At 63.5% G+C, this 25,368-nt stretch carries 28 protein-coding genes and 1 pseudogene; 11 read left to right on the forward strand and 18 right to left on the reverse strand.

The features are described from left to right. Positions 1-151, reverse strand: a pseudogene (locus ACZO3G_RS08195) (HPr(Ser) kinase/phosphatase); the annotation flags it as partial. Between the two features lie 172 nt (positions 152-323). Between ACZO3G_RS08195 and ACZO3G_RS08200 the strand changes: the two are divergent. Further along, positions 324-1,520 (forward strand): prenyltransferase/squalene oxidase repeat-containing protein, encoded by a 1,197-nt coding sequence (locus tag ACZO3G_RS08200; RefSeq protein ID WP_276872490.1) that lies wholly within the window; start codon positions 324-326, stop codon positions 1,518-1,520. Between the two features lie 39 nt (positions 1,521-1,559). Here the strand turns inward: ACZO3G_RS08200 and ACZO3G_RS08205 are convergent, their stop codons facing one another. The 9 genes from ACZO3G_RS08205 to ACZO3G_RS08245 all read right to left on the reverse strand — a co-directional run bounded on the left by ACZO3G_RS08205 (position 1,560) and on the right by ACZO3G_RS08245 (position 9,952). Continuing rightward, positions 1,560-2,714 carry a DHHW family protein gene (locus tag ACZO3G_RS08205; protein ID WP_276872489.1) on the reverse strand — a complete coding sequence of 385 codons (1,155 nt, stop codon included), beginning with the start codon at positions 2,712-2,714 and terminating at the stop codon, positions 1,560-1,562. Between the two features lie 12 nt (positions 2,715-2,726). Further along, positions 2,727-4,115 (reverse strand): MBOAT family O-acyltransferase, encoded by a 1,389-nt coding sequence (locus ACZO3G_RS08210; protein WP_276872488.1) that lies wholly within the window; start codon positions 4,113-4,115, stop codon positions 2,727-2,729. A gap of 90 nt (positions 4,116-4,205) precedes the next feature. Continuing rightward, complete coding sequence (locus tag ACZO3G_RS08215; RefSeq protein ID WP_276872487.1) at positions 4,206-4,727, reverse strand: DUF4358 domain-containing protein; 522 nt, start codon at positions 4,725-4,727, stop codon at positions 4,206-4,208. A gap of 126 nt (positions 4,728-4,853) precedes the next feature. Beyond that, complete coding sequence (locus ACZO3G_RS08220; protein ID WP_101550826.1) at positions 4,854-5,597, reverse strand: amino acid ABC transporter ATP-binding protein; 744 nt, start codon at positions 5,595-5,597, stop codon at positions 4,854-4,856. A gap of 13 nt (positions 5,598-5,610) precedes the next feature. Next, positions 5,611-6,267 (reverse strand): amino acid ABC transporter permease, encoded by a 657-nt coding sequence (locus tag ACZO3G_RS08225; protein ID WP_101550828.1) that lies wholly within the window; start codon positions 6,265-6,267, stop codon positions 5,611-5,613. A 149-nt stretch (positions 6,268-6,416) separates the two neighbouring features. Beyond that, on the reverse strand, positions 6,417-7,310 hold the full coding sequence (locus ACZO3G_RS08230) for an amino acid ABC transporter substrate-binding protein (RefSeq protein ID WP_276872485.1): 894 nt from the start codon (positions 7,308-7,310) through the stop codon (positions 6,417-6,419). Positions 7,311-7,512: 202 nt separating this feature from the next. Further along, complete coding sequence (locus ACZO3G_RS08235; protein WP_276872484.1) at positions 7,513-8,295, reverse strand: biotin--[acetyl-CoA-carboxylase] ligase; 783 nt, start codon at positions 8,293-8,295, stop codon at positions 7,513-7,515. Between the two features lie 14 nt (positions 8,296-8,309). After that, on the reverse strand, positions 8,310-9,176 hold the full coding sequence (locus ACZO3G_RS08240) for a radical SAM/SPASM domain-containing protein (protein ID WP_276872483.1): 867 nt from the start codon (positions 9,174-9,176) through the stop codon (positions 8,310-8,312). Continuing rightward, complete coding sequence (locus ACZO3G_RS08245; RefSeq protein WP_276872482.1) at positions 9,173-9,952, reverse strand: HAD family hydrolase; 780 nt, start codon at positions 9,950-9,952, stop codon at positions 9,173-9,175. Before ACZO3G_RS08245 ends, ACZO3G_RS08240 begins: the two co-directional genes overlap by 4 nt. Positions 9,953-10,132: 180 nt before the next feature. Between ACZO3G_RS08245 and ACZO3G_RS08250 the strand changes: the two genes are divergently transcribed. The 5 genes from ACZO3G_RS08250 (at position 10,133) to ACZO3G_RS08270 (ending at position 13,802) form a co-directional block, all read left to right on the forward strand. Next, positions 10,133-10,645, forward strand: coding sequence for an RNA polymerase sigma factor (locus ACZO3G_RS08250; protein WP_101550838.1), 513 nt, complete (start codon positions 10,133-10,135; stop codon positions 10,643-10,645). Further along, on the forward strand, positions 10,642-11,115 hold the full coding sequence (locus tag ACZO3G_RS08255; RefSeq protein ID WP_101550840.1) for an anti-sigma factor: 474 nt from the start codon (positions 10,642-10,644) through the stop codon (positions 11,113-11,115). The genes ACZO3G_RS08250 and ACZO3G_RS08255 overlap by 4 nt, the downstream gene beginning before the upstream one ends. Further along, positions 11,102-11,665, forward strand: a complete 564-nt coding sequence (locus ACZO3G_RS08260) for a hypothetical protein (RefSeq protein WP_101550842.1) — start codon at positions 11,102-11,104, stop codon at positions 11,663-11,665. The genes ACZO3G_RS08255 and ACZO3G_RS08260 overlap by 14 nt, the downstream gene beginning before the upstream one ends. Next, positions 11,658-12,836: a hypothetical protein gene (locus ACZO3G_RS08265; RefSeq protein ID WP_276872481.1), complete on the forward strand. Its 1,179-nt coding sequence runs from the start codon at positions 11,658-11,660 to the stop codon at positions 12,834-12,836. Before ACZO3G_RS08260 ends, ACZO3G_RS08265 begins: the two co-directional genes overlap by 8 nt. Positions 12,837-12,923: 87 nt before the next feature. Next, complete coding sequence (locus tag ACZO3G_RS08270) at positions 12,924-13,802, forward strand: glycosyltransferase family 8 protein (RefSeq protein ID WP_486847043.1); 879 nt, start codon at positions 12,924-12,926, stop codon at positions 13,800-13,802. Positions 13,803-13,839: 37 nt separating this feature from the next. On the opposite strand, the gene ACZO3G_RS08275 is transcribed toward ACZO3G_RS08270, so the two are convergent. After that, the gene (locus ACZO3G_RS08275; RefSeq protein WP_101550849.1) at positions 13,840-14,256 is read right to left on the reverse strand and encodes a putative ABC transporter permease; all 417 of its coding nucleotides are present in this window, start codon (positions 14,254-14,256) and stop codon (positions 13,840-13,842) included. A gap of 75 nt (positions 14,257-14,331) precedes the next feature. Further along, positions 14,332-14,964 carry a glycerol-3-phosphate acyltransferase gene (locus ACZO3G_RS08280; protein WP_276872480.1) on the reverse strand — a complete coding sequence of 211 codons (633 nt, stop codon included), beginning with the start codon at positions 14,962-14,964 and terminating at the stop codon, positions 14,332-14,334. Positions 14,965-15,098: 134 nt separating this feature from the next. Here ACZO3G_RS08280 and ACZO3G_RS08285 point away from each other — a divergent pair, with 134 nt between their 5' ends. From ACZO3G_RS08285 to glpK, 5 genes are all read left to right on the forward strand, one after another. Next, positions 15,099-16,001, forward strand: coding sequence for a PHP domain-containing protein (locus ACZO3G_RS08285; RefSeq protein WP_276872479.1), 903 nt, complete (start codon positions 15,099-15,101; stop codon positions 15,999-16,001). After that, positions 15,998-17,044 (forward strand): ROK family transcriptional regulator, encoded by a 1,047-nt coding sequence (locus ACZO3G_RS08290; protein ID WP_101550853.1) that lies wholly within the window; start codon positions 15,998-16,000, stop codon positions 17,042-17,044. Before ACZO3G_RS08285 ends, ACZO3G_RS08290 begins: the two co-directional genes overlap by 4 nt. A 99-nt stretch (positions 17,045-17,143) precedes the next feature. After that, positions 17,144-17,740, forward strand: a complete 597-nt coding sequence (locus tag ACZO3G_RS08295; protein WP_277138408.1) for a nitroreductase family protein — start codon at positions 17,144-17,146, stop codon at positions 17,738-17,740. Between the two features lie 210 nt (positions 17,741-17,950). After that, complete coding sequence (locus ACZO3G_RS08300) at positions 17,951-18,520, forward strand: glycerol-3-phosphate responsive antiterminator (protein WP_242970833.1); 570 nt, start codon at positions 17,951-17,953, stop codon at positions 18,518-18,520. Positions 18,521-18,804: 284 nt separating this feature from the next. Next, on the forward strand, positions 18,805-20,292 hold the full coding sequence (glpK, locus tag ACZO3G_RS08305) for a glycerol kinase GlpK (protein WP_276871453.1): 1,488 nt from the start codon (positions 18,805-18,807) through the stop codon (positions 20,290-20,292). 55 nt (positions 20,293-20,347) lie between these two features. Here the strand turns inward: glpK and ACZO3G_RS08310 are convergent, their stop codons facing one another. The 6 genes from ACZO3G_RS08310 to rsxC form a co-directional block, all read right to left on the reverse strand. Beyond that, complete coding sequence (locus ACZO3G_RS08310; RefSeq protein WP_243107387.1) at positions 20,348-21,157, reverse strand: RnfABCDGE type electron transport complex subunit B; 810 nt, start codon at positions 21,155-21,157, stop codon at positions 20,348-20,350. 14 nt (positions 21,158-21,171) lie between these two features. Further along, positions 21,172-21,768, reverse strand: a complete 597-nt coding sequence (locus ACZO3G_RS08315) for an electron transport complex protein RnfA (protein WP_101550862.1) — start codon at positions 21,766-21,768, stop codon at positions 21,172-21,174. Beyond that, the gene (rsxE, locus tag ACZO3G_RS08320; protein ID WP_101550864.1) at positions 21,765-22,481 is read right to left on the reverse strand and encodes an electron transport complex subunit RsxE; all 717 of its coding nucleotides are present in this window, start codon (positions 22,479-22,481) and stop codon (positions 21,765-21,767) included. Before rsxE ends, ACZO3G_RS08315 begins: the two co-directional genes overlap by 4 nt. Then, positions 22,482-22,997 (reverse strand): RnfABCDGE type electron transport complex subunit G, encoded by a 516-nt coding sequence (locus tag ACZO3G_RS08325; protein ID WP_121585693.1) that lies wholly within the window; start codon positions 22,995-22,997, stop codon positions 22,482-22,484. 12 nt (positions 22,998-23,009) lie between these two features. Then, the gene (locus ACZO3G_RS08330) at positions 23,010-23,939 is read right to left on the reverse strand and encodes an RnfABCDGE type electron transport complex subunit D (protein ID WP_101553220.1); all 930 of its coding nucleotides are present in this window, start codon (positions 23,937-23,939) and stop codon (positions 23,010-23,012) included. 71 nt (positions 23,940-24,010) lie between these two features. Next, a complete protein-coding gene (gene rsxC / locus ACZO3G_RS08335) occupies positions 24,011-25,324 on the reverse strand; it encodes an electron transport complex subunit RsxC (RefSeq protein WP_276871449.1) in 1,314 nt (437 codons plus the stop codon). Between the last annotated feature and the right edge of the window lie 44 nt (positions 25,325-25,368).

Raw genomic sequence — 25,368 nt, forward strand, 5'->3', positions numbered from 1 at the left:
AATAATCAAAAAAGCCGGACAGCTGCAGCCCCGGCCGGTTGACCTCGGGCGTGGAGATGGAGATCCCGGCGGCGTCTTCGGGAAGATAGACCACCTCAAGGTTAAAATCCCTGATCAGCTTTTGGAGGGGCACAATAAATTTTGTCGCCACATGAGCACCTTCTTTATTCGTTTTCCGTCGATATTCCTCTAGCTATTATACATGATGGAGGCGCATCTTTCAAACCCTATTTTGGGCAAAAATGTATTTCCAAATGCAGTTGAAATCCACCCGGCAATGTATTATACTTTTATGAGCCACTTAATGAAAGGGGAACTGCTGCTTGCAAAGACGGTTCGCGGCCTTTGCCGCCGGCGCGCTGCTCCTGTTTTCGGCCGTCACGGCCAGCGCCGAAACCCTTCCCGGCGACGCTGCCCCGGCCCCCGTCGCCGAACAGACCTGGCGGTACCTCGACGCCAATCCCCCGGGAGAAAACAGCATTCTCGCCTATTCGCTCGGCGGACAGGCCGTCCGGGAGGACGCCGTTACCAGGCTGTCCGGGGACCTGCGCGGCAGCGTAGCGGATGGATTCTCCTCTCCCCGCGCGCTGGAACGGGGCATCATCGGGCTGGTCAAGAGCGGGCAGGATCCCGCCTCGTTTGAAAAGACCGACCTTGTTTCCGCCCTCTACTCCCATGAAAACATCTACCAGGAGGGGCTGGACGGCGCGCTTTTGGCGCTGGCCGCCTACAGCGCGGCGGACGCGCAGTCTCCCGTCTCCGCGCACAACTCCCCCACCGCGGTCATCGACTATATCGTATCCTCCCAGCTCCGCGCGGGCGGGTTCGGTTCCGCCGCCGGGCGCGACCCGGACGTACGGACCACCGCGCGGGCGGTCACCGTCCTCGCGGCGAGCCGGGACATCCCCTACGTGAACACCGCGGTCAACCGGGCGCTCTCCTGGCTGAGCACCCAGCAGGATGAGGACGGCGCCTTCCTCCGCAACGGCCGCCCCGACTGCGAAAGCACCGCGGCGGTCCTGACGGCGGTGCGCACCTGCGGCATCGGCCTGGGCGACGCGCGGTTCACCAAAAACGGACGGGACCTGCACGACGCGCTCCAATCCTTCCGGCAGCAGGACGGCGGCTACGCCGCCACCCCCGGCGGGCCTTCGGAGGTCGCGGCAACGGAGGCGGCGGTGATCGCCCTTTCGACCGACGCGTCCGGCCTCTCGCCCTACCTGCCGCCCGAGCGGTATCCCGGCTATGTGGAGCCGCAGCCCGACAACGCCTATGTGTTTCTGCGGTTCCTCTTCGGGTTCCTGCTCCTCTTCGGGCTGCTCTATCTGGTCCTGATCCTCACCGGGAAGATCGGCAAGCGCTGGGGCAAGTTTCCTCCCACGGAACCGGAGAATCCCAGCGAAGCGCCCGGCGCGGGCGCGGATACCCGCACGCTCGAGCTCAATATCCCGATGAAGGCGGAGATTCCAGACTTCGACGCCCTGCCCGGTGGCGACCCGCCCGAACAGACGAAAAAATAAAAAAGACAGCCGCCCGCGGGCGGCTGTCTTTTTTGATCGTCAACGGTTGAGGAAGGTGAAATTCGAGTCCTGCGCAAAGTTTTCGAAGTTGTACATCACGAGCACGTCGTCGAATTCCGCCCGCGCCATGACCTCGCTCATCGGCGCCGTCAGGTTGCGCAGGTCGACCATCCACACCTCGTCGTAGCTGTAGGTCAGAAAGGGCGCGAACGGGTTCCCATAGCTGTCCTTGATGAGCAGGACGCGGGAGGTCCGCCCCTCCTGGTGGTTGAGGTTGTTTTCCGATTTGACGACGGTCAGGTCGCTGTTGCCCCACAGGAAGGCGGCGTGCTTGTCCCGCTCCCCCCACTTCTCCGCGTCGTAAAGGCCGGGCTTCTCCTCCCCGCCCACCGTGACCGAGGAGACGGGGATGTCGTACCACTCGATCGTGTCCGGGACCGCGGAAAAGAGCTTGCACTTGCTGAAGTAGGTGCCGTAGAAGCCGGGAGCCTCCCTTCCCAGCGGCTCCAGCGCAGAAAATTCCACCGCCTTGAGCCCCCGGGACTCGACGAACGCGCGGTAGGCGTTGTAGGCGCCCCAGGTCGTCCAGTGGTGGTCGGTGCGGTAGTAGGCCTGCCGCTCCGACGCGGCGAGCCGCATCACCGGGAAGAGGTCGAGCGTGTCCGTGCCGCCGGGCAGCGCACCGTAGATTTCGGCGACGCGCGCCGCCTGGCCGACGTTTTGCAGGCCCTTCGGGAGCTTGTCCGCGAGGATCTCATAGGAGTTCGGGATGACCGCCACAGTGATCGGCGCGGTGTCCCGGTAGGAGGCCAGATAGGTCCCTAGCAGCTCGATGTTCATCGAAAACCGGCGCTCGTCCACCGTCCCGTACCGGTCGAACAGGTAGTTGTCCGACCCGTAGACGATGCCGTTGTTCTCGATCTTTCCGAACGCCGATTCGCTCACCGATTTGAGCGTAATCCACCCGTCCCGCCCGACGAACTGGTCGTTGAGGTAGGTTTCAAACCGCTGGGTGTACTTGTTCTCCTGGTCCTTCGCCAGCAGCGCCGTCGCCGTCAGCTTCGGCCTCTGGGCGAGCGGGCGGTTCTCGAGTTCGCTCTTCTCCCGGTCGGGGGTCAGCAGGTTCGCCGCCGAGACGATCAGCAGAAAGGCCGCGAAGAGGAAGACGAGCGGATATTTTTTTAAGGTCTGCATCATGCTCCCTCCTCAGAAGTTCCAGTAGAGGAACGGATTGTAGGTGGAGTCCACCAGATAGGCGACCGAAAGCACCAGTATGAGCCCCAAAAACGGCAGTGCGAGCGCGCGGCAGACCTTCGGGTGCCGGTCGCGGATGCGGTTCAGCACCGGCATGGAGAAAAGGATCCCCAGCGCCAGCACGACCGCATAGTTGCGCAGGTAGAACATCCATTCATTCCCGCCCGTAAGGGAGAACAGCTTCCCAAAGAAGACGCCGAGCGCACCGAAGCTCCCCTCGATGGCGAAGAGCCCCCATCCGAGCATGACCGCCAGCAGCGAATAGGCGTGAGAAATGAGCGGGTGCCTGTCCAGAAACACGCGCAGGCCCATCCGTTCGATCATGAGCAGGACGAAATAGTAGAGCCCCCACAGCACGAAGTTCCAGCTCGCGCCGTGCCACAGCCCGGTGAGCGCCCAGACGACCAGCAGGTTCAGGACGTTACGCGCCGGGCCTCTGCGGCTGCCGCCGAGCGGGATATAGACATAGTCGCGGAACCACCCCGAAAGGGTCATGTGCCACCGCCGCCAGAACTCGGTGACGCTGCGGGAGATGTAGGGGTAGTTGAAGTTCTGCGGGAAGGTGAACCCGAGCGCCTTGCCCATGCCGATGGCCATGAGCGAATAGCCGGAAAAATCGAAGTAGATCTGGAGCGTGAAGGCGATGAGCGCGAGCCACGCCGAAGCGGTCGAGACGTTCGCGAACCCGACCGCCGCCACGTCGTTCCACAACGCGCCGATCGAGTTGGCGAGCAGCACCTTGCTGCCCAGGCCGAGGATGAAGAGCCCGATGCCGTCCTGCACCGCGCCGAGGGTGATCTTACGGCTGTGCAGCTCGCGGCTGATGTCGGAGTACTTGACGATCGGGCCGGCGATCAGCTGCGGGAAAAGGACGACGAAGGTGCCGAAATTGATGATGTTGCGTTCGGTCTCCACCTTGCCCGCGTAGACGTCGACCGTATAGGTCATGATCTGGAAGGTGTAGAAGCTGATGCCGAGCGGGAGGGTCCTGGCCGCTTCGATATAGGGCACCGCCATCCCCGTCAGCGTGTTCCAGTTGTCGATCAGGAAATTGCTGTACTTGAAGAAGACGAGCCACGCGATGCTGAAAACGAGCGACAGGAGCAGGACGGCGCGGCTGAGCGCGCGGTTCCGCTTCCACCGGCCGATGGCCAGTCCCGCGAAGTAGTTGACGAGGATGACCGCGATCATCACCGGGAAGAAGCGGATCTCCCCCCACGAATAGAAGACGAGGCTCGCTACCAGCAGGACGGCGTTTTTCAGCCGCACCGGCGCGATATAGTAGACCGCGAAGGTCACCGGCAAAAAGCAGAACAGGAACAGCAGGCTGCTGAATACCACGGGTTTCTCCCCTTTTTGTCACAAAATGAAAGTGTACCGAATAGAAGCTATCCAGTACACTTTACCAAATCCTGCGGATTTATGCAAGATTTAAGCGGCAAACGCCTCGTCAATGATTTTGACCGCCCGGTCGAGGTCGTCGTCAAAGGTTTCCGGACTCTCTCCGAGGATGACCAGGAACACATAGTTCCCACGGTCGACCACGCGGCCCTTTTGCGCCTTTTCCGACTGGTCGGGCAGGTAGTTCGAGAAGGAGGCCTGCACATCCTTGAGGCGCTTGCCCATCGCCTCGATCACCGCGTCCTTCTGTTCCGGCTTCGCCTTGACGGCAAGCAGGTTGTCGGCGCTCACATTGACCATCGCGAACTGGCCGTAATACTCGTCCACGTCCTTTTCGGGGTCGATGTAGAAAACGTCCTTCATGAGGGTGTCGTCGATCTCGGCGGGCATCGCGATCCCCACCTCGTCGATGATCTGGTCGACAACCGTCTGGATCGTCTGCCCCTCCTTCATCTCGGTGGAATCGCCGGAGGCCGCGGGTTTCGAGCCGCACCCGGCAAGCATCCCGGCGAACAGCGCGGCGGAAAGCAGAACAGCGAATATCTTTTTCATGGTACATTCTCCTTTGGTCATTGCCCGCAACGGGCTTCATTCTTCCCTCATAGAGTATGCCCAAACGCGCGGATTACTTCAGGAAAACTGGAAAAATTTTTTGTGCGGACAAAAAACGGGCGGTCTTCAGGACACGTTGCCGAAAAATTCCGCCATCCGGCGGTCCTTCGGATTGCCGAAGACCTCCTCCGGCGGGCCCGACTCGACGATCTCCCCGTCGCACATGAAGAGGATCTTGTTTGCCACGTCCCGCGCAAAGGACATCTCGTGGGTGACGACCACCATCGTCATCCCCTCCTCCGCGAGCTTGCGCATGACGCCGAGCACCTCGGCGGTGAGCTGCGGGTCGAGCGCGGAGGTCGGCTCGTCGAAGAGCATGATGTCGGGGTTGAGCATGAGCGCGCGCGCGATCGCGACCCGCTGCTTCTGCCCGCCCGACAGCGTTGAGGGCATTGCGTCGACCTTGTCCTGGAGCCCCACCTTGCCGAGGATGGACATCGCGCGCGCGTCCGCCTCCTCGCGGGCGACGCCCTGCGTCTTGACGAGCGGCATCGTCAGGTTTTTGCGCACCGACAGATGCGGGAAAAGGTTGAAGGACTGGAAGACCATTCCCATCTTCGCGGTGATGGCCCGCACCTTGGCCGCCGGCGGATAGACCCCGTCGGTGACAAACGGCTCCCCCTCCACGACGATGCTCCCGCCGTCGACCTTCTCCAGATCGATCAGGCAGCGCAGCATCGTGCTCTTGCCCGCGCCTGACGGCCCGATGACCGCGATCACGTCGCCCCGCTTTACGGTGAAGCTCACGTCGGTGAGCACATCCTGTCCGGAAAAGCCCTTTTTGAGGCCGCTTACTTCGATCAGGTTCATTTCCCCGTCCTCCTCAATATGCCATTTTCTTTTCCAGCCAGTTGAAGAACAACTGGAGGACGGTGTTCATCGCCAGGTAGATGACGAACGCGATCACATAGGGAAAGACGTTGCCCGTGCGGGTGACCGCCGCCTTGGCGTAATAGAGGATCTCGGTGATCGAGATCGCAAAGACGAGCGCGGTGTCCTTGACCAGCGTGATCGATTCGTTGGTGATGCTCGGCAGCGCGACGCGGATCATCTGCGGCAGGATCACATGGAAGGTCGTCTGTACCTTGTTAAGCCCAAGCACTTGACAGGCCTCATACTGCCCGCGGTCGATCGACAGGAGCCCCCCGCGGAAGATCTCCGCGAAATACGCCGCGTAGTTGAGGGAGAAGCCGATCAGAGCGCAGACCATCGCGGAATGGAGCGCGGTCTTGAAGAAGTCGTTCACAAAGGGCAGGCCGTAATAGATGAAGAAGAGCTGGAGCATCAGCGGCGTGCCGCGCATGACGTAGATATAGGCGTTGATGATCCAGCGCAGCGGCGCGACGCGGCTGCGGGTGCCGAGCGTCATCAAAAAGCCGAGCGGCAGCGACGCGACGAGGACCACGAAAAAGAGGGTCAGAACCGTTCCCAGACCCTGCAGGATCGCGCTGGTGGTGGTTGCGATCTCGCTGATTGACATAAAGGCACGCTCCTATGTAAGTGATATGATGCGGGCTCTTTTATGACGCTAACACGCTGCCCGACAAAAGCGTTTGGCTCCATAAAACAGCCCGCACTCCCGGCCGGGGAACCCGGTCGGGAGTGCAGCGTATTGCGGTGGATCCGAACTTATTTGACCTTGATCATGTCGTCGCGGCCAAACCATTTCTGGGAGATCTCGGCGATCTTGCCCTCGTCGGCCAGCTCGCCCAGCGCGTTCCAGACCGCGTCCTTGAGCGCCGTGTTCCCCTTCTTGAAGGCGATCGCGTACTGCTCGGAGGCCATTTTGTCCTCCAGGATGGTCATCGGCTTGGCATTCTCCGCGATGTAGTAGTTGGCGACGACCGAGTCCATGACGATCGCGTCGCAGCGGCCGATCTCAAGGTCGGTCAGCGCGTCGACATAGTTGGCGTACTCCTTGGCGACGCCGTCCTTAATCGACGGGAAAACCTCATCCTTCTGGAGCGCCTCGAGGCCGGAGGAATCCTTCTGCGCGGCGACGATCTTGCCCGCCAGGTCGGCCTTCGACTTGATCGGGGAGTCCTGCATGACGACGATGACCTGCTCGTTGTCCATGTAGGCGTCGCTCAGCTCATAGTTTTCGATCCGCTCGTCGGTGACGGTCAGGCCGTTCCAGATGCAGTTGATCTTGTCGGTGCCGAGCTCCATGTCCTTGGCGTCCCAGTCGATCGGCTTGGGCTCGAACTTCATGCCCAGCTTTTCGCACACCGCCCTGGCAAGGTCGATGTCGACGCCGACGATCGCGTTGTTCTCGTCGAGGTAGCCCATCGGCGGGAAGGAGGCGTCGAGGCCCAGGACAAACGTTTCGGGCAGCGCCGCGTCGGCAGGCGCTTCGGCGGGTTCCGCAGCGGGCTCTTCGGCCGGTGCTTCCGGCGCGGGCGCGGCTTCGGATGCGGGCGCGGCCTCGGACGCCGGAGCGGCGGGCTCGGCGGGGGCGCCGCAGGCGGCGAAGAGGGTCAGGCAGAGCAGCGCGGCGAGAAGGACGGTCAAAATTTTCTTCATATGCTTTCTCCCAATTCATCGTTGATTTTTGCCTCAAGGGCGGCGGCAGGGCAAAATCCGGGCCGCTTTTGAACATTTTACACTTTATCAAGGTAAATTGCTACCCTTGTAGCAGGCTGTTATACCGATTTTTCCCGATCTGTCGCCGGTTTTCTCCTGATTGCTCGTCCATTCTCACGATCGCGTCGCAATCCGCGCGCGGTTACGCGAAGTCTCCCCGCAGGCTGATCTCCCCCGCGCCGATCGCCTCGCTGCTCCCGTCGGGCATCCTGACCAGCAGCCGCGCGTCGTCGTCGATCCCGACGGCGTAGGCCTCCCGGCGTTCCTCTCCCCGCACCAACGTCACCGTCCGGTCGAGCACACAGGAGCGCGCGCGGTATTCCGCGAGGAAAGTCCGCTCCCCGAGCCCGCCGCAGAGGGCGAGCATCTCCGCGATGACCGCCGCCGCCAGCGCGGCCCGGTCGGCCTCCCCCGCTCCCGCCGCTTCGAGCGAGGTCGCCACGCCGGAAAGCTCGGGCGGAAAGCTCGCGTCCAGCACGTTGACGCCGATGCCGATCACGACGAATTCCGGCCTGCCGTCCGCGCCGAGCGGCGCCTCCGCAAGGATGCCGCAGAGCTTTTTCCCCGCGTAATAGAGGTCGTTCACCCATTTGACGCCGACCTCCACCCCCGCGGTGCGGGAGATGGCGCGCGCGGTCGCGACCGCCGCCGCCGGGGTGACGAGCGCCGTATCGGCGGCGGAAAGCCCGGGGCGCAGCACCATCGAGAGATAGACCCCCGCCCCGCCCGGCGAGAAGAAGCTGCGTCCCAGCCGGCCGCGTCCCGCCGTCTGGCGCTCGGCGAGCACCGCCGTGCCGTGCGGCGCGCCCTCCCGGGCGAGCCGCCGGGCCTCGATGTTCGTCGAACCGAGCTCCTCATAATAGTATACGGGCGGCTTATGGCCGGCGGACAGATGCCGCCGGACCGCCTCCGCTGAAAATTCCATAGCAGTCCCTCCTGTCAAAAGCGGCGCGCGTAGCCGCACCGCCTGCAAAGCTCTTCCGTGGCGGTCCGCCGGGAGAAGCCGTCCGCGATCGCCCGGGCGCGGGGGGAATCGAGAATCTCCCCGAGCGGGCGCTCAAAGGCGTTGCCCAGCGCGACCGTCCCCTCGCTGTCGAGGCAGCAGGGCACCACCGTCCCGTCCGCGAGGATGCCGAAATGGTCCCGCATCCCAAGGCAGGAGACGCGGCCCTCCCCGGCGGGCAGGGACATGTCCGGCCAGTCGAAGACCGGCGCGGTCACAAGGTGCAGGTTCTCCGCGAGCTTGCGGTCGCAGACCCTGTCCGGCGGATCCCCCACCGGGACGCAGAGCTCCCGCTCGATTGCGCGGCAGACCCGCCCGTTGAGCCGCCGCGCGCCGCCGCCGTTCCAGAGGCGCAGTTCGCAGATGATCCCCGCCTCCCGCGCCAGCCGCACGACCGGCAGCACCCGCGAGAGATACGCTTCGAGCGGCGGGCCGTCCCCGTTGGCCTCGAAGCTGTGGAGCGAAACGGAGAGCTTCCGCAGCGCAGACGCCGACAAGAGGATATCCTTTACATCCTCCAGCAGCGTCCCGTTTGTCGTGAGGTTGGCCCGCAGGCCCTCCTCCCCGCAGATTTCGAGGATGAGCCCGAGCGCGGGATGGAGGAGCGGCTCCCCCATCAGGTGCAGGCAGACATAATCGGTATGGGGCTTGACGGCGCGCGCGAGCAGCGCAAACTCCTCCGGGGACAGAACGCGCGGGGCGCGCCGCGTCCCCGGGCAGAAGGCGCAGTTCAGGTTGCAGGCGTTTGTGATCTCGATGTAGGCGCGGCGAAAGGGCTTTTCCGCGTTCTTTTTCCCGCTCACAGGATGAACTTCTCCACGATTTCCGCAACCGCGTCCTCCAGGTGGGTGCGCGCGGTCACATAGTCGGCCTGCGCGCGCACCTCCTCCGGCGCGTTGCGCACCGCGATGCCCACCCCCGCGCCCCGGATCAGCTCGAGATCGTTATAGTAGTTGCCCGCCGCCACAATGTTTTCATGCGCGATGCCCTCGCGGGCGGCGACGTACGCCGTGCCGCGCCACTTGTTAACCCCCTCCGGCATCACGTCCATCGAGGTGGCGTTGGTTACCGCGCAGGTGAGCCGCAGACCCTCCCGCTCGATGAACTCCCGCACCGGGCCGTAGTTTTCGCTCACGACGAAGCCGTCGAGCGTCTCGAAGGGCAGGTCGTCCGCGCCGCGGTAGACGACCGGCGTGCCCTCGAATTCCTCCCGCTGCCGGAGCACCCCCGGCGTGATGCGGTTGACGCCCCAGTAGTCCCCCGAGATCAGGTGGAGGATGGCGGAATCCTGCGAGAGGCAGAAGTCGATGAGGCGGAGCATGTCCGACCGCTCGACGAGCGTGGTATAGAGCTGCTCCATGTCCGGCGCCGCCACCACCGTGCCCCCGTTGTTGAGCACGAAATAATCGGCAAGCGCGCACAGATGCGAAATCGGCTCCACCGATTTGCGCCCCGTCACAAAGCAGACGGCCGTGCCCGCCCGCTTCGCGGCGAGCAGGGCGCGCCGGTTCGCCTCGGAAAGCTGGGTGCGCACCCCGAAGGTCGTGCCGTCCAGGTCGAGCGCCAGCATCTTTCGCATGAGAATCCCCCCTGTCCTGCCAATCATACCACAGCGGGCGCGGCGGGTCAATTTGGCATAAGGGGTGCGCGGATTTGCCAATCGACAAAAATGAAAAAAACGTGTATGCTGTTTGAAGACAAATGCCGCGCAGCATCGTTTGATGGGTGTAAGGCAATTGAGGTGGTGAGGCAGGACCGGATGACAAATGAAAAATTTCAGGAAATGGTGGAACAGTACGAAAAGCTGGTCTTTACCATCTGCTACCAGCTCGTGCGCGACTACCACGAGGCGCAGAACCTCGCGCAGGACGCCTTTGTCTCCGCATACGCCCACATCGACACCGTGACGGAGGACAATTTGAAGGCCTGGCTCGCGCGCATCGCCACCAACAAGGCCAAGGACTACCTCAAGAGCGCTTACAACCGGCGCGTCTGCCTATCCGAGGACATGAGCGAAATGGACCTCATCCGCGCCGAGAATTCTCCCGAGCGGCTGTACATAACCGACGAGGGAACCGGAGTGATCCGGCAGGCGATCCTCAATCTCAAAGAGCCTTACCAAAAGGTTTCGGTGCTCTTCTTCCTCGAGGAAAAAACCATCGAGGAGATCGCCGAAACCCTGCACCGGCCGAAAAAAACGGTGCAGACGCAGCTCTACCGGGCGCGAAGCAAGCTACAGGAACTACTCGTAAAGGAGGGGGTACAACGATGAAAGAACTGTTTGATCCAAACGGGCATCTGACGGACGACGCGTTCGGCGCATTGCTGCGCGACGAACCGCTCGACGAGATGGAACGTCTGGAGATTTCCGAGCACCTTTCCTTCTGCGACCGCTGTGTGGAGCGGTACGCCGCCCTCCTGGACGGCTCCGAGCTGCTCTCTCCCCCCGAGCCGGTCGCGCCTCCGGTCTTCCGGCGCATCCGCGAGCGCGCCCGTAAGCTCTTTGTCAACAAATACGCGACGGCGGCCGCCGCGGCCTGCTTCGCCATCATGTTCTGGAACATCGGCCTCTTCAACGTCGACGTCCAGAACGACCACGGCAAGATCCTCGACGCGCTGGCAAACGGCGCGGCGACCTTCAGCGAGCGGACGACGCAATTTACCGACAACCTGTCGGAAACACTGGATAAAATTCTCCAAAGTCTGAAAATTGAGAGGGGTTCCCAACATGAAAAAGAATAGCTTCTTCACCTTCTGCTTTGCCTTCATCCCCGGGGCGGGTGAAATGTACCTTGGGATGATGAAAAAGGGCTTGGCAGTCATGTCCGTCTTTTGGGGCGTCTGCGCGGTCGCGTGGTTCTTCCAGTTCGAGTTTCTCTACTGGCTGCTGCCGATCATCTGGTTCTATTCCTTCTTCGAGACCTTCAACATCAGGCAGCTCCCCTATGAGGACCGCCTTCAGATGGACAACGCCTTCTCCCTGCGGGTCGACGGCTCCGTCTTCAGCGGCCTGCGCCCCCTGCTGGAAAAGCGCCACGTCCTCATCGGCGGCGGGCTCATCTTCATCGGCGGCTGGGCGATCTTCTCGAGCTTCGTCTCCCCGCTAATCTACTACTTTGTGGAAACGATGGGGTATGAGAGCTGGTACCTCCGCAGCATCCTCAACCGCATCCCTTCAGTCGTCGTGGCGGTCGCCGTCATCTTCTTCGGCATCTACCTCGTGAAGGGCAAAAAGCGCCATGTGCAGCCGGAGGAAGAATTCGTCGAGTACAGGGGGGATTCCAATGAATAACGAAGAACGCATCGAGTCCCTGGAAACCCCCGAGGAGGAATCCGCGCGGAGCAGCGCCTCGAAGGCGGAATCCCCCGCGCCGGAGCCGACTCCCTCCCGCAAGCGGGAGGAGCCGGTCCGCCGGGTGGGGACCATGACGATGGGCTTCGCGCTCATCGTCACCGGCATCGTGGCGCTGGCCGCGATGTTCAAGCCCTCCCTCGACCTGGTCTTCGTCTTTAAGCTTTCCCCTCTCATCTTTGTGCTCCTCGGCGTCGAAATTCTCTACAACTACTTCGCCCACAAGGGCCAGAAGCTCAAATACGACCTGCTCAGCGGCTTCGTCTGCTTTGTGCTCATCGTCGCGGGCGGCTGCCTCGCCGCCGTGCCCGCCGCCTGGAACTATTTCGGCCCGCCCGCCATGCAGGTGCGGGACGAGTTCCACACCCAGCTCCGCGGGCGGATCTCCGAAAGCCTCATCGACGAGCGGGAGCTGATCGGGCAGATGTATGTGAACGCCGAGCTCCCCTACTATAAGCAGTACACGCCGGACATGAGCTACGACGAGCTCGCCGGGGACGCGCGCGTCTACCTGCACATCAACCTCAACGGCCCCTACCACGACAAGGAGTCCTTTGCGAAGGACATCCAGAATATCCTCTCCAAGCTCGATCCCCTGGGCCTCGACATCCTCAACCTGACGTTCCGCTACGACGGCGAGGAGGTCGATTTCGGGCTCGACCTCTATGACCGGTATCAGCTCGACATGAAGCTGGACGAGCTGGTGCGCCGGGTGGATGCGGACTGGTATCATGAGGGCGAAGAATCGTCCGCCCGGGACGGCTTTTCCGGTGAGAGCGCCCTCCCGCCGCTGGAGCCCCTCGAGAACGACGGCTTCAGCAACGAGTGGCCCGACCGTATCGTCTATTCGGCGGACGGCATGACCGCGCACAGCTACTATTTCGATCTGCCCGTTTCCAACCCCACGACGGTGCAGGTCGACGTCTCGACCGAAGGCGGTACGCTGGACATGCGGATCGCTGGGCCGGACGGCACGATCTATTTTGAGGGCTACGACCTCTCCGAGGCGAGCGGGAGCCAGACCATCGCGCTTCCCGTATCCGGCGCCTACCAGGTCAGGCTGACCGCCGACGAGTTCCACGGAGGCTTCACCATCCAGAACCTCGGCTGATACAAATCGTTCATAATCCCCGTATTGCGAAGACGCGATACGGGGATTATAATATTTTCATCCCTATTTTGATTTCGGAGGCAGCCGATGAATATCGTCGTTTCGCTCAACGCCAACTACCTGCGGCCGCTCTGCGTGATGCTGCGCAGCCTGCTCGACGCAAATCCCGGGGAGAAGGCGGACGTCTACGTCCTGCACGCCTCCCTCTCCCCGGAGGCGTTCTCCTTTGCCCGCTCCGCCCTTCCAGACGGGAGGCTACGCCTCTTCGACGTGCGCGTTCCGGAGGACTTCATGGCGGACGCGAAGGTGCTCTTCCATTTCCCCAAGGAGATGTATTACCGCATCTTTTCGGCGCGCCTGCTGCCCCAAACCCTCGGGCGCGCCCTCTACCTCGACCCGGACATGGTGATCAACCGCCCGCTCGCCCCGCTCTACGGCATGGAGCTGGGGGAACACTTTTTCGCGGCCGCGCGGTCGGTCAACCCCGTCTCCCAGGTGGAGTACAAGCTGCGCCTCGACATGCCCGAGGAAAGCGAATACTTCAATTCCGGCGTGCTGCTCATGAACCTGGACGCGCTGCGCGCCGGACAGGACTGCGATGAGGTGACGGAGTTCATCCGCGCCCACCGGGAAAAGCTCATCCTTCCCGACCAGGACGTGCTCAACGCCCTCTACCACGACCGCACCGTCCTGCTCGACCCGCGCGTCTATAACTTCGACGCGCGCTATTTCAACACCGTCAAGGTGGCCACCCTCGGCAGGATCGACCTCAAATGGGTGCGGGAGAACACCGCCGTCATCCACTACTGCGGCAAGAGCAAGCCGTGGCACGAGCACTATCTCGGAGAGCTCGGCGTCTTTTACCGGGAGGCGGCCGCAAAGGTGTTCCCCGAAGAGTCCGCGCGGAAGTCGCCGCTTGAAAGGCTGCGCGGCCTCGGCGCGCCCCGCGAACCCGGCGAAGGCTGAAAAGGCCGCCGTGCGATGCACGGCGGCCTTTTATCCGTCAGGCGGTCTCGATCCTCCGGCCGCTTCCGCCCTGGCAGAGCCGTTCGCGCAGGGCGCGGCTCAGCGGGAGCACCGGGATGCAGAGCAAAAACCAGAGCGCGCTGTACAGGGGGCAGATCTGCCCGAGCAGGTTCCCCTTCCGGCGGGAGTAGTCCCAGACGCCGAGCCGGCAGCCCCTGTTGATGATGCACCCGGCGACAAATTCCACCGCCGTGAGCACCAGGCTGCCCGCCGCGCATTTTTGCAGCATCGACCGCCCCGTCATACGCAGGTCGGTCAGGTAGAGCAGCAAAAAGCCGACGCCCCCGGTCAGCGCCATCGTCCAGTGGGTAAAACCCCGCCAGAGCACTTCGATCGCGCTGTAGCCCACCGATCCGACCGTGCAGACGGCGGCGTATTCCTTGAATTTTTCCATCCGCGTTCACCCCGCATTAGGGTGCGCGGATTCCGCGCCGATATACGAAGGAGCGCCGTTCGCGGCGCTCCTTTTTCAGTGAAATGATTTCCGCTTCAAATAGGCTTTCAGCCGCGACGCGACGGAGGCCCGGCCTTCCGTTCCCGCGCGCATCCGGGCAAAGTTCCCACTGTGCCGCAGCAGCATCACGCCGCCGATCACGCCTGCCGCCGCGGCCGCCTCCCGCCCGAGGCCGAAAAGCGCCGTCAAGAGCGGAAGGCTCACCGCGATCACCGCGGAACCCACCGCGAGATAGCCCGTCGCCAGCACCGCCGCCGCGCCGAGCAGGTAGCTCGCGATTCCGACGGGGGGTGAAAAAAGGATCGACGCCGCGCCGGCGACCGCCACTCCCTTGCCGCCGCGAAAACCGTTCCACACCGGCCAGCAGTGCCCGAGCACCGCGCCGAGCCCTGCGTAGAGCACCGCCATCCGCCCCATCCCGGGGAAGAGCCACAGCCGGCAGAGGGCGCAGGCCGCCGCCGTTTTGAGGATATCCCCCGCGAGTACCAGCAGCCCGCTCCCCGCCCCCAGCCGGGAGGCGACGTTCGCCATGCCGGGGTTGCCGAACCCCTCTGCGCGCCGCGCGCCCGTCCGGCAGAAGACGATCAGGTCGGCGGTCAGAAAGGACCCGAACAGGTACCCTGCCAGCACGCACCAGAGACGCTCCATGCCATCCCCTCCTTTTCTTGATTATAGACCATCCGCCGGGAATTTACACCCCCTATTGACATTTGCGCTCCGATGTCCTATAGTTAAATCAGAAACTTTTAAAAGTATCTGTCTAAAGTATTGGAGGCGACGATATGAGTTGGCTGGACCTGCATCTCCATTCCTCCTTCAGCGACGACGGGGAGTTTTCCCCGACCAGACTGGCGCTCCTCTGCTGGCGGGCGGGAATCGGAACCGCCGCGCTGGCGGACCACAACACGACGCGCGGCGTCCCCGCGATGCTCAAGGCCGGGCGGGCGCTGGGCGTCGAGGTCATCCCGGCGGTCGAGCTCGACTGCACCCACGAGGGCGTCGACCTGCATCTGCTCGGCTACTGGATCGACCCCGCCCACCCCGGTTTCGCGCGGGCCGAGGAATCGGTCCTCTCGCAGGAGCAAACCGCCGCCGGGCGGCGAATCGAACTGGTGCGCGCCTGTGGGATCCCGCTGGATCTGGCGGCGGTGACGGCGCTTTCCAAGGACGGCATCGTCACGGGCGAGATGATCGCGGAGGTCGCCCTCGCCATGCCGGAAAACGCGGAACATCCCCTCCTCTCCCCCTACCGTCCGGGCGGGGCGCGCTCCGACAATCCCTACGTCAACTTCTACTGGGACTTCTGCGCGCAGGGAAAGCCCGCCTACATCCCCATCCGGTTCCCCTCCCTCGCGGAGGCGGTCACGCTGGTGCGCGAAGCGGGCGGGCTTCCGGTGCTCGCCCACCCCGGCAACAACATCCACGAGGACGCCGCCCTGCTGCAAAGCATCGTGCGCTGCGGCGTCGCGGGGCTCGAGGCCTACAGCAGCTACCACACCCCCGCGCAGACCGCCTTTTATCTCCGGCAGGCGGAGGCGCTCGGCCTCGCGGTCACCTGCGGCAGCGACTTCCACGGGAAGATCAAGCCCGCTATCCGGCTGGGTTCGGCCGAGTCCGGCGGACGGGAGGCGGCGCTGCTCGGGGAACTGCGCAAAAAACTTGACAGCCTGGAGGGAGCGCGATGACCGGGGTGACCGGGAAACCGGAGCTGATGAAGCGGATGAACACCACCCTGCTCTACCGGACGCTGATCCGCCTTGGCTCGGCGACGCGGGCGGAGGTGGCCAATGAGACGAACCTCAGCGCGACCACCATCCGCAACCTCTTTGAGGAACTCGAAGCGGGCGGCGAGATTGTCGCGGGCGCGCTCGACCGGTCGAGCGGCGGTCGGCGCGCCCAGCGGTACGCCCTCAACCCGGCGCGCAACCTGACCCTCGCGCTCTACTGTGCCGGGGGACGGATCGACTACCGGATCACCGGCCTGACGGGAGACGTCGCCGCGGACAGCTTCGCCCCCATCGAGGACGGCGACACGGTGGAAGCGGTCCTCCGCCTGATCGCGGACTGCCGTTCCCGCTGGGACGTCCGCGCGGTCGGGCTCGGCGTGTCCGGCATCGTGGAGAACGGGCGCGCCTATATCGGCAGCGAACTGGATACCCTGGTCCCGAACGACCTCGGGGCGCGGGTCCGTTCCGCCTTCCCCTTTCCGCTGGTACTGGAAAACGACCTCAACGCGACCGCGCTCGGTTATATGAACCGCTACCACCGGGAACACTCCTCCTGCAGTCCCGCGGGCTTCAATATGGCCTACATCCATTTTGACCGGGAGAGCGCAGGCGCGGGCGTCATTGCCAACGGGCAGGTCGTCCACGGCGCCAAGCAGTTCGCCGGGGAGCTCGGCTTCCTGCCGATGGGGCATAAGCAGACCTTGAACGACCTGCTTCCCAGCGTCTCCTCCCGGGAGGACTGCCTTGATATCGTCTCCCGCGTCGTCTCCATCGTCAACTGCGTCACCAACCCCGAACTCGTCGTAGTCGGCGGGAGCCTGTTTGACGCGGCGTGGCTCCAGTACGCGCTTGACCGTCTGAACGCCCAGCCGGGGCTTTCCAGCCCGCTGCGCCCGCTCTTGGTCTACCGCGGCGACAACCGGGAGGACTACCTCGACGGGCTGACCTACCTGACGCAGCAGGACCTTGTCCCCCGTCTCCCGCTGGCCGCTTTCGATTAGGGTTGCATTTCGGAGGAAAAGCGATTATAATAATGATAATCGATCCTGTTATAGAGGATTTTTCGACAAACATGCAACCCTGTGATCGGAGGAACCCATATGAACACATTTTTATCCGCCCTGAAAGCCCGCCGCACCTGCTACCGGATCGGCAGCGGCTCCCCCATCGACGACAGCCAGATTTCCGGGCTGGTGAAGGAGGCCGTTTCCGTCACCCCCTCCGCCTTCAACATGCAGAGCACGCGCGCGGTCCTGCTCTTTGGCGCCGAACACGAAAAGCTCTGGAAGATCGTGCTGGAATCGCTGCGCGCCATCGTGCCTCCGGATGCCTTCGCCGCAACTGAAGGAAAGATACGCTCCTTCGCCGCCGGGCACGGGACCGTCCTCTATTTCGACGACACCGCCGTCACGGACGACTTCGCGGACAGGTTCTCCACCTACCGGGACAACTTCCCGGTCTGGGCGCAGCAGGCAAACGGCATGGCGCAGCTGAACGTCTGGACGCTGCTCGAGGAGGCCGGGCTCGGCGCCTCGCTCCAGCACTATAACCCCCTCATCGACGAAGAGGTCCGCCGGACCTGGCGGCTTCCCGAAAGCTGGAAGCTGGTCGCGCAGATGCCCTTCGGCGAGCCGCTCGCCCCGCCCGACCCGAAGGAGTCCGCCGACCCCGACGCGCTCGTGAAGGTTTTTCCCTGATCGGATGCGCCGGGGGACCTTCCCCGCCCCGGATGAATAAAAAAACGGCCGCGGTCCGCCTGCCGGCGGAGGCGCGGCCGTTTTTTGCGCCGAAATCCGGTCAAAGCCGCCGGGCGGACATGTCCTCCACCCGGGGACGGGTCCCCGGGTGGAGGATTGACAAAACCTCCTTTTGCAGGTATGCTTTACTGAAGACGGGAGGCTATGTGGGTGAGGCATGAAGCGTTTGTGGAACTTTTGCAGGAGAACCCGGTCATCGCGGCCGTTAAGGACGCGACGGGGCTCTCCCGCAGCATGGACAGCGACTGCCAGATCGTCTTCGTGCTGAGCGGCAACCTGCTGGGCGTCAAGGAGGTCGTCTCCCGTGTGCATGAGGCGGGCAAGCTCGCGATGGTGCATATCGACCTGATCGACGGGCTGGCCGCGCGGGACGTCGCCGTGGATTTCATCGCGGAGAGCACGCGGGCGGACGGGATCATCTCCACCCGCTCCAACCTTGTCCGGCGCGCAAAGGCGCGCGGGATGCTCGCGGTGCAGCGGTTCTTTATGCTCGATTCGATCGCGCTGGTCAACATTGAAAAGCACCTCTCGTTCGAGGCGGCGGACGCGGTGGAAATCCTGCCCGGCGCCATGCCCAAGGTCATCCGCAGGCTCGCGGCGATCGTCCGCAAGCCGATGATCGCGGGAGGACTCATCTCCGACAAGGAGGACGTGCTCAACGCGCTGGGTGCGGGGGCGGTGGCGGTCTCCTCCTCCAATCCCGAAGTCTGGTTATTGTGACCGGACAACTGCCGAGAGACCGGGAGCGGGCCATAAAAGGGCCTTCGGCCCTTTTATGGCCCGCTTTTATGTTCATGCGCCGGCTGTGAACGGAACAAGCGCCTTCCGGGTCGGCTGTAAGGGTTGTCCACGGGATGAAAAATCTGGTAGAATGGAACTGACCAGACCGGCGAAGCCCCTTGACGCGGTCACCCTCCACGCGCCCGCCCAGAGCGGCCGTGGAATATGTGTGCGGGACGGGCGCGCTTCATCGCCGCGCGCGGCCTGTGAGAGGAGAGGCAAAAATGGGAAACTATGTGCTGGCGCTTGACCAGGGGACGACGAGCTCGCGGGCGATCCTCTTCGACCGGGAGCAGAACATCGTCGGCATGGCGCAGAAGGAGTTCACGCAGTTCTATCCGAAGGAGGGCTGGGTCGAGCACGACCCGATGGAGATCTACTCCTCCCAGTACGCGGTGATGATGGAGGTCATCGCCCAGAGCGGCGTGGACGCCGGGGAAATTTCCGCCATCGGAATCACCAACCAGCGGGAGACGACCATCCTGTGGGATAAATCCACCGGCCGTCCGGTCTACAATGCGATCGTCTGGCAGTGCCGCCGCACGGCGGACATCATCGACGACCTGGACGCGCGCGGGCTTTCCGGCTACATCCGGGAGGCCACCGGGCTGGTGCCCGACGCCTATTTCTCGGGCACCAAGATCAAATGGATCCTCGACCACGTCGAGGGTGCGCGGGAACGCGCCGAACGGGGGGAAATCCTCTTCGGCACGGTGGACAGCTGGCTCATCTGGAAGCTGACCGGGGGCGCTGTGCACGTCACCGACTACACCAACGCCTCCCGCACGATGATCTATAACATCAGGACCCTCGACTGGGACCGAAAGCTGCTCGACGCGCTCGACATCCCCCGCGCCATGCTGCCCGAGGTGCGCGGGTGCAGCGAAATCTACGGCTATGCCGCGGTCCAGGGGGTGCGGATCCCGATCGCGGGCATCGCGGGCGACCAGCAGGCCGCGCTCTTCGGCCAGTGCTGCTTCGCGCCCGGCGAGGCGAAGAACACCTACGGCACCGGCTGTTTTCTGCTCATGAACACGGGCGGGACCCCCTGCGTCAGCGAAAACGGCCTGCTCACCACGATCGCCATCGGCCTGAACGGAAAGGTGCAGTACGCGCTGGAGGGCAGCGTCTTCGTGGGCGGCGCGGTCATCCAGTGGATCCGCGACGAGATGCGCTTCATCAACGAGAGCCGCGACGCCGAGTACTACGCGCGGAAGGTACCCGACACCGGCGGAGTCTACCTCGTCCCCGCCTTCACCGGGCTGGGCGCGCCCCACTGGGATATGTACGCGCGCGGCTGCATCGTGGGCCTCACCCGCGGCACCAGGCGGGAGCACATCATCCGCGCGGCGCAGGAGTCGATCGCCTACCAGAGCTACGACCTCGTCAAGGCGATGGAGCGGGACACCGGCATCGCCCTCGCCGAGCTCAACGTCGACGGCGGGGCCTCCCGCGACCGCTTCCTCATGCAGTTCCAGGCGGACATCCTCGGTAAGCGGGTGTGCCGGCCGATGATCCGCGAGACGACCGCGCTCGGCGCGGCCTACCTGGCGGGGCTCGCCACCGGCGTGTGGAAGGACCTGGACGAGCTCAAAAAGCTGTGGAGCTGCGACGTCCGCTTCGACCCCGACATGGACGATCCCACCCGCCAAAGGCTGCTTTCCGGCTGGCGGAAAGCCGTCGGCCGCAGCCTCGACTGGGCGGAGAACTGAAAATCATACGGAAAAAGGCCGCCGCGTTCATTGAACGCGGCGGCCTTTCGTCTGTTTATTCGCCGACGATCGCTTCGCAGCGGGAGGCGCAGGTGACGATCGCGCCCGTCGGGCAGGCGGTCACGCAGGCGCCGCAGCTGGTGCACTTGCGCGGGTCGATCGAAGCGAGATTGTCGGTGACGGTGACCGCGCCGTTCTCGCAGGTCTTTTCGCACTTCTTGCACCCGATGCAGCCGTTCTTGCACACCTTGCGGGTGAAGGCGCCCTTGTCGTGGGACGAGCAGCCGACATAGACGGTGCTCGTGGCCGGGATGACTGTGATCAGGTGGTTGGGGCAGGCCTTGGCGCACATGCCGCAGCCCACGCAGACCGCCTTGTCGATGACGGCGATGCCGTCCACGATAGAGATCGCGCCGTACTGGCAGGCCGCGATGCAGTCGCCGTAGCCGAGGCAGCCGTGGGAGCAGCTTCCCTTGCCCTGGTAGAAGAAGTTGCAGGCCGCGCAGCTCTGCTTGCCCTCGTAGTCCATGATGCTGTCGGTGGCGTAGCAGTTGCCCGAGCAGCGCACCACGGCGTACTGCTCCTCCACGTCCTCGAAGGCGACGCCCATCGCCTCGCTGAGCTTGTGGCCGACCGCGTCGCCGCCCGGCACGCAGAGGTTGGTTTTGGCGCCGTCGTGCGCGACCGCCTTGGCGTAGTCGTCGCAGCCGGCGTAGCCGCACGCGCCGCAGTTGGCGCCCGGAAGCTCGGCGCGCACCTTATCGAACAGTTCGTCCGCGGGAAGCGCCATCACCTTTGCGGCGACGACGAGGATGATCGAGGACAGCAGCCCGATCCCGCCGACGATGATTACCGGAAATAACATAGAGCCCACCCCCATTATTTAAACAGGCCGTCGACGATGCCGCTGAAGCCCATAAAGCTCACCGAGCAGATCGCCGCCGCGACCAGTGTGATCGGGATTCCCTGGAACGCCTTAGGCGTGCTGCCGGCCGCGGCGTCCACACGGGAACGCACGCCCGAGAAGAGCACCATGGCGAGCAGGAAGCCCAGGCCGGAACCGACCGCGTTGACCAGCGACTGGCCGAAGGTATACCCCTCGTCGAGGTTGAGGATGGTCACGCCGAGCACGGCGCAGTTGGTCGTGATAAGCGGCAGGTAGATGCCCAGCGCCTTGTGGAGCGCGGGAATATACTTTTTAAGCGCGATCTCGACGAACTGCACGAGCGCCGCGATGATCAGGATGAAGACGATCGTCTGCAGGTAGGAGAGCCCCTTCGGCACGAGGATGTAGGTATAGATCGGCCAGGTGACCGCCGTGGCGAGCGCCATGACGAAGATGACCGCGACGCTCATGCCGAACGCGGAGTCGAGCTTTTTGCTGACGCCGAGGAAGGGGCAGATGCCCAAAAACTTCGCGAGCACGTAGTTGTTGACGAGTACGGCGCCGACTAAAATGATCAGGTATTCCTTCATTCGTCAGCACCTCCTTTCCGAACCGCCGCGCAGGCGGCCGCGGACGGGCAGCCGGCACAGCCGAACTCCTTCTTTTTGATCGCCTTGCCGTGGGTCAGGTGGTTGACCAGCGCGATGAGCGCGCCGAAGACCAGGAAGCCGCCCGGCGCGAGCAGGAAGACGATGATCGGGTTATCCCAGTGCAGCGAGACGCCGTTCTGGATGCCGAGCCACTCGGCGCCCGACATCCAGGTGCCGTTGCCGAGGATTTCGCGGATGGAACCCATCGCGAAGAGCGCCAGCGTAAACCCGATGCCCATGCCGATGCCGTCGCAGGCGGAGGCGAGGACGGTGTTCTTGTTGGCGAACATCTCGGCGCGGCCGAGGATGATGCAGTTGACGACGATGAGCGGCAGGTAGACGCCCAGCGCCTTGTCGAGATCGGGCGCGTACGCCTTGACGATGAACTGCACGAGGGTGACAAAGCTCGCGATGACCACGATGTAGCAGGGGATGCGCACCTTGTCGGGGATGATGTTCTTGAGCAGCGAGATGACGATGTTGGAGCAGATGAGCACCACCGTCGCCGCGATGCCCATGCCGATGCCGTTGACCGCCATCGTCGTGACGGCGAGCGTCGGGCAGGTGCCGAGGATGAGAACCAGGGTCGGGTTCTCCTTGAGGATGCCGTTCGTCAGGACCCTCCAGTTGCTGGGTTTATTCGGATTGCTCATTTAAGCGCCCTCCCCTACTGCTTCATACGCCTGATAGGCGGTGTCGACGCACCGGAAAAATGCGTTGGAGGAGATCGTCGCGCCCGTGACGGCGTCGACGCCCTCAAGGCTTTTGTCCTTGCCCGGGAACTGGCCGGTGAAGGCGTCCGCCCCCGTCTTGGAGCCGAGTCCCGGCGTCTCGGAGTTGTCGAGCAGCTTCACGCCGGTGATCCTGCCGTCGTTGCCGATGCCGACCATGACGTTGTACACGCCGCCGAAGCCCTTGTCCTTAACCTTGAAGGCGTAGCCGTTGCCGCTGTCGTCCTTCGCGGCGATGAGGACATTTTCCATCCCCTCCAGGGCCAGCTCGGTAAAGGTGGTGGAGCCCGGGACCACCGCCTGCATGGCGGCGTCGGAGGCCTCTTTCTCCGCCTGCGCGATGAGCGGGGCGGTCTTGTCGTAGGTGAGCCCCAGCAGCGCGGAGGCCACGACGCAGATCACGGTCAGTACGACGACCGGTTTCAAAAGTTCTTTCATGTTCGCGCCCCCCTACTGTTTTTTCTGCTCAAAGACAGCGCCGAACGGTTTGGTGATCGTGAGGCTGTCGATGTGCGGGACGAGGATGTTCATCAGCAGGATGGCGAAGGACATGCCCTCCGGATAGTTGCAGAAGACGCGGATCACCATCGTGATAAAGCCGATGCCGATTGCGAAGATCACCTTGCCCTTGGTGGTGACCGGGCTGGTCGAGTAGTCGGTCGCCATGAAGAAGGCGCCGATCATCACGCCGCCCGAAAGCACGGCGTAGAAGGGGTCCTGGCCGAAGAGCAGCGCGAAGACGAAGACGCTGCCGATCAGCGTGACGGGGATCTGCCAGCCGATGACGCCGTTCCAGATGAGGTAGAGCCCGCCCACGATGAGCGCGAGCGCGCAGGTCTCGCCGAGGGAGCCGCCGCGGTTGCCGATCAGCATGTTCCACAGCGACGGGAGCTGGTCGGTCTGCCCGGCGGAAATCAGCTTGAGCGGGGTCGCGGTCGCGACCGCGTCGATCGCGGCGTGCGGGGCGATCCAGTGGGTCATCTGGTTGCCGAACGACACGAGCAGGAAGATGCGCGCGGTCGCGGCGGGGTTGGCGAAGTTGCAGCCGATGCCGCCGAAGAGGCATTTGACCACGACGATCGCGATGAACGACCCGAACACCGCCATCCAGAAGGGCAGCGTGACGGGGACGTTGAAGGCGAGGATGATTCCGGTGACCACCGCGCTGCAATCGCTGATCGTCACGGGCTTTTTGGTGACCTTCGCGAAGAGGTATTCAAACACCACGCAGGAGACGACGCAGACCGCCGTCAGCAGCAGCGCGCGGATCCCGAAGTAAAAGATCGACATGACCAGCGCGGGCAGCAGCGCCGTCGCGACGGTCAGCATGATCTTGCGGGTATTGATATCGTCCCGGAAGTGCGGGGAGGGGGTGATCATGAGCTTTGCCTTTTCCTCCGCCGGGGCCTGGGTTTCCACTGTATTCACAGCCACAACAAATCCCTCCTATCCTATTTCTTCGCCGTCGCGGCCCGGAGCTTCTGCTTTGCCATTTTGTTGGTAAAGGTCAGATTGCGCTTCGCCGGACAGACAAACGAACAGCAGCCGCACTCCATGCAGAGCGAAACCTTCAGCTTCTGGAGCATCGGGATGTTGTCCGATTCATAGGCCTTTTCGATCATACGGGGCATCAGGTGGTAGGGGCAGGCCTGGATGCACCGGCCGCAGCGGATGCAGGGCTGCTCCTCATAGACCGCCGTCTGGCTCTCGTCGAACGCGAGCAGGGCGTTGTTGTTCTTCAGGACGGGATATGTATCGTCGAAGACGAGCGTGCCCATCATCGGGCCGCCCATGATGAGCTTCTTGGGCGTGCATTTATAGCCGCCGCAGAAGTCGATCACGTCGGAAAAGTGCGCGCCGATGGGGGCGACGACGTTCTTCGGCTCCGCGACCGCGCCGCCGTCGACCGTCAGCGTCTTGGTGACGAGCGGCATGCCGGTGCGCAGGTACTGCCCGATGAACGCGGTGGTCGTCACGTTTTCGACGATGACGCCCACGTCCGCCGGGAGCATCCCCTCCTTGATGACGCGGCCGGTCGTCTCATAGGCGGTGACCTTTTCCGCGCCCTTGGGGTAGATCGCTTTCAGGCTGCACACCTCGATCGACGGGTCGTCCCCGGTGAGGCGGCGCAGCATCTCGATCGCCTGGGGCTTGTTGTTCTCCACCGCGATCTTGACCTGGGTGATGCCGACGTATTTTTTGATCGCCGCGATGCCGTCGAGGATGTCCTGCGGACGCTCGATGATCGTGCGGTAGTCGGAGGTGATGTAGGGCTCGCACTCGGCGGCGTTGACCACCAGCGTGTCCACCTCCGAGAGGTTTTTGGGGTTCATCTTGATGTGCGTCGGAAAGCCCGCGCCGCCGAGCCCCACCAGCCCGGAGGCCCGGATCGCCTTGACGAATTCCGGGTGGTTTTCGATTTCGGGAGGCTTTATAGCTTCATCGACCGCCTGCTCCCCATCGGTCTGGATGATCACGACCTGGCACCGGGAGCCGGTGGCCGTCACGATCTCCTCGACCGCCGAGACCGTCCCCGAGACGCTCGAATGGATCGGCGCGCTCAAAAAAGCCTCGCTGTCCCCGATCATCGTCCCGACCTTGACGGCGTCCCCCTTCTTGACCAGGGGATTGCAGGGCGGGCCCATATGCTGCGACATCGAAATACAGACTTCTTTCGGCAGCGGCATAGGGGTGCTTTCGCAATTTTCCGTGTTCTTGAAGTGCGCCACCTTGGCGCCCTTCAGTGTCTTTTGCAAAACACTCATGTTACCATTTCCTCCTCTGAGTTTTATGGTGGGAGTTGCAGTAT

This window comes from Anaerotruncus sp., from assembly GCF_057433415.1.